Source organism: Armatimonas sp., assembly GCF_031410135.1.
GTDB lineage: Bacteria > Armatimonadota > Armatimonadia > Armatimonadales > Armatimonadaceae > Armatimonas.
Genome location: NZ_JANNYP010000822.1, coordinates 1 through 3639, shown reverse-complemented (window position 1 = coordinate 3639; position 3639 = coordinate 1). Strand labels below are relative to the sequence as shown.

General features: G+C 61.2%; 4 protein-coding genes. All 4 read right to left on the bottom strand.

Annotated elements, in window-relative coordinates; genetic code table 11:
- The coding region (locus tag RMO15_RS30070) for a hypothetical protein (RefSeq protein WP_309721897.1) at window positions 1-679 on the bottom strand (679 nt) is incomplete at its 3' end.
- 96 nt (window positions 680-775) lie between these two features.
- Entirely contained in the window at window positions 776-1177 is a 402-nt protein-coding gene (locus tag RMO15_RS30065; RefSeq protein WP_309721894.1) for an MOSC domain-containing protein, read from the bottom strand.
- A 75-nt stretch (window positions 1178-1252) separates the two neighbouring features.
- Window positions 1253-2578 (bottom strand): DUF1501 domain-containing protein, encoded by a 1326-nt coding sequence (locus RMO15_RS30060; protein ID WP_309721891.1) that lies wholly within the window; start codon window positions 2576-2578, stop codon window positions 1253-1255.
- A 32-nt stretch (window positions 2579-2610) separates the two neighbouring features.
- Entirely contained in the window at window positions 2611-3552 is a 942-nt protein-coding gene (locus RMO15_RS30055) for an endonuclease/exonuclease/phosphatase family protein (RefSeq protein WP_309721888.1), read from the bottom strand.
- Window positions 3553-3639: the final 87 nt, after the last annotated feature.

The following is a 3639-nucleotide window of genomic DNA, read 5'->3' as shown; positions in this document are numbered from 1 at the left end:
CCACAAAGAAGCGCCCTGGCTGCGTGAGCGCGGCGACGCACCAGACCACACTGCCACACTGGTCAAAGTTCACCACGACCCGGCGCTTCTCCGCATCCCAGACCTTGAACATCTTATCCGCCCCGCCCGTGGCAAAGAGCGCTCCCCCGTCTTGAGGCGTCGTGCGGCTAGGAACCGCCACGGCGAGACACCGTCCGACATGCTCCGAGAGCGTCCCGAGTGTCTGCCCACTCATGGCATCTGTCACGCAGACTTTCTCATCGTTGGCAGCCGAGAGAATCTGGCTTCCCAGAAACGCAACGGATTCCACGGTATCGTAGTGGGGCTTGAGGGTCTTGATGAGCTGTCCATTGGTTGAGTTCAGAAGCAGAATCGCCCCGCTCATTCCCGGCACGCCCGTCCCTGCTGCGATCACCGCACCATCGGGGGAGAATGCGACGCTCCGAATAGCATCACTGGAGACGCTCCAGTCCGAGAGCTTGTTGCCTGTCGCCACCTCGTAGACCAGCACCCGCCGATACGTTCCCACGGCAAGGCGCACGCCATCAGGCGAGAAGGCCACCGCCCAGCACGGCGGCAGCTTGGTGGCGATGGCAATGCCCCCCCCACCCGGTGTAGGGGCTTTGGGCGTTGGTTTAGCCGCAGGCTTTTTTTGCCGCCCCATGGAATGAGGCGTCATGGTAGCCTCCGGCTGCAAAGCCCGTTCCGGGCTGGAGGCATTGGTTTGTAGCCCGGAACGGGCTTTGCGGCGCTTGCGCCACTGCAGACGCCGATTTCAATCGGCGGCTTCAATCGTGTCACCCACATGGATTTCGCCTTCCTCAAGCACCCGCGCTCGAATCCCCGCCTGGTTCACCAGCCGACGGGCGAGGCCGGGGCGCTGTGTGTGCGCTTCGAGCTTGGCACAGGGCTGGCACAGCTCCGTGCCTTCGCAAAGCACGCCGCCCACACGGAAGCGCTTTCCGACAAGAGGATTGAGCGCGATACCCGTGACCGTGATATTGCGCCGCGACTCCCCAGGAGCAAAGCCCTCGGTATCCACAACCTCCGCCTCAATAAGCGTGATGTTCTCGGTCTCCCGATCCCCCGCAATGCCACTGTCTTTTAGCAGCCGCGCTGAAGCAACAGACTCCATGGGAGCCCAAGACGCAGAAGCGATATGTATCGTTCGTATCATAAGTGTTACCTCTCCCACCCGGCTGGCTCCCCTTGCCTTTAGATGAGGGGCCTAGGGAGAGGTGGCCGAGACCTACTAGACCAGCTCGCCGATGTGGCGACCGCCGCGGGAGAGCGTGATGCGGACGCCTTCGGGGGAGGTGATGGACTGGGTGTAGTCAATGCCAAGGCACTGGTAGATCGTCGCCGCTAAGTCTTCGGGCTTGACGGGGCGCTCGGCGGGCTCGAAGCCCTTGGTGTCGGATGACCCAACAACCACGCCGCCTTTGACGCCACCACCGGCCACTAGGACGGAGAAGCAGCGCGCGTGGTGGTCCCGGCCCCCGTCGCGGTTGATAATCGGCGTACGGCCAAACTCGCTCATCACGATCACCATCGTGGTCTTGAGGAGGCCCCGCTGCTGCAGGTCATCAATAAAAGCGGCGACGCCTTTATCGAGCGTGGGCAAGAGGTTGCGGGAAAGGTTGTTAAAGCCGTTGTTGTGCGTGTCCCAGCCGCCCGACGAGACAGTCACAAAGCGCACACCGCCCTCGACTAAGCGCCGCGCAAGCAAGAGGCTCTGCCCGAGCTGGGTGCGACCGTAGGCATCGCGGACTTTGGCGGGCTCTTTGCTCACATCAAACGAGGCACGTGCCTCTGCGGAGCTGAGCAGGCCGTAGGCGCGGTTATAGAACGAGTTGACGGCCTTGGCGCGATCCGAGCCTTTCTCAAACCGAGAGAATGCCGCATCCACCGACTCACGCAGGGTCTTGCGACGGTCCATGCGCTCCAGGGTCATGCCTTGAGGGAGGTCAAGATCACGGACTTTAAAGCCGCCGTTGTTGGGATCACCGCCCGGTGCAAACGGGTCGAGCGCCGCGCCGAGAAAGCCCGCACCGCCGTATTGGAGCTGACCAGGAACCGCGATATAGGGTGGGAGGGCAGACTTGGTGGGCAGGAACTTGGCCGCCACGGAGCCGAAGCTAGGAACGCCAAAGCCAGGCAGCGGCTGGAACCCGGTGAGCATGTAGTGGGTGCCACGCTCGTGGGCAGCCTCGCCGGTGGTCATGGAGCGGATCAGAGAGAACTTATCGGCCTGCGCGGCAAGGAGTGGCAAGTGCTCGGAGATCTGCATCCCGTTTGCCTTGGTATTGATCGGGTTGAACTGTCCGCGAATCTCAGCGGGCGCGTCGGGCTTGAGATCGAAGGTATCTAGGTGGCTTGCACCGCCGCCCAGCCAGATCACGACGGCAGACTGTGCCGTCGCGTTTTGCAGACCCGCCGCCTGGGCCTCTTCGGCCTCAAACAGATCGGTCATACTCAGGCCCAGCAGGGCTCCGGCTTTGAGGCCGGTACTCAGAAAACTACGTCGCGAGAGCGCATTGTACTCGGTACAGGCGTTCGGGTCGGTTTGCTCCGTCATGTTCATCTTGTCCTCTACTTTGAAACTTGGCTCTATTGTAACACAAAATCCAGGATCAGCGGTAGGTGATCCGAGCCCGTCGCGCGGCCTGCACGGCGGCGGAGTACCTGAAGCTCTGGGGAGACCAGGCAGTGGTCAATCGGAATGCGAATGGGGAGCGGCGCAGGCCACGTAAAGGCAATTCCGCCGTCGCGCTCCGTGTCACGCAGCCCCGAGTCGTGCTCCAGCTTGCGAAAGAGAGCGCTCCATGGCGTCGCGTTCAGATCCCCCAGCAGCAGCTTCGGCCCTGGCTCAGCTCTGATGCACTCCGCCACTGCCGCCAGCTGCCGTTTTTGCTCCACTACCCACGCGGCCTTCGACGGCGGCCAGGGGTGGGTGTAGAGAAGCGTCAGTTTTTTCCCCGTTGGCAAATCCACCTTCGCTAGCACCGAGCAGCGTGCTCCTGCCCCTAAGTACTGTGCCTCGCCGGTCATCGGGAACTTGCTCCAGATCCCAAGCCCAAACCGATCTCCCGCATCGTTGCGCACAAAGTACGGGTAGGTTTTCTTCAGAGGCTCCAGCGCCGCAAACCAGCCTGGCGTCAACTCAGCCAGCGCCACGATATCGGGACTCTCGGCTTTGATCTGCTCCTGCACCGCCGCATAGTTCGTATTGAGCACGAGCAGGTTGGCATGAAAGACCTTGAGGCGCGGCGAGCTTGCCGGTGGAAGAGGGATCCTCGGAAGAAAAAGATAGGGCCAGAGTGTGACAAAATTCACTACACAGAAAACCAGCGCGACACCTACCCACGCCCGCTGCTTGCGCCAGAGAAACCAGCCTACAAGTAGCGCTAGCGCCCACACATAGACCACACGGAAGTGAGAGAACAGATCAAGAACCCAGCTCCAGCGCCCACAAAAGCCAAAGAGCGTCGCTATGCAGAGACAAGCAAGAAACGCTCTGGGGAGGCTGAGAAAAAATCGTTTTCGCTTCACAGACTACGGTATTCTGCGCCACTCTTTGGGGAAGAAGTGATGAATAAACTGATCTCCCGCAAAGCGATCCGTCATTCCGGCGATATA

What these genes read in the sequence shown, in the direction of transcription:
- RMO15_RS30065 (WP_309721894.1), bottom strand. Translation starts at nt 1,177, where the DNA reads ATGATACGAACGATACATATCGCTTCTGCGTCTTGGGCTCCCATGGAG.
- RMO15_RS30060 (WP_309721891.1), bottom strand. Translation starts at nt 2,578, where the DNA reads ATGACGGAGCAAACCGACCCGAACGCCTGTACCGAGTACAATGCGCTC.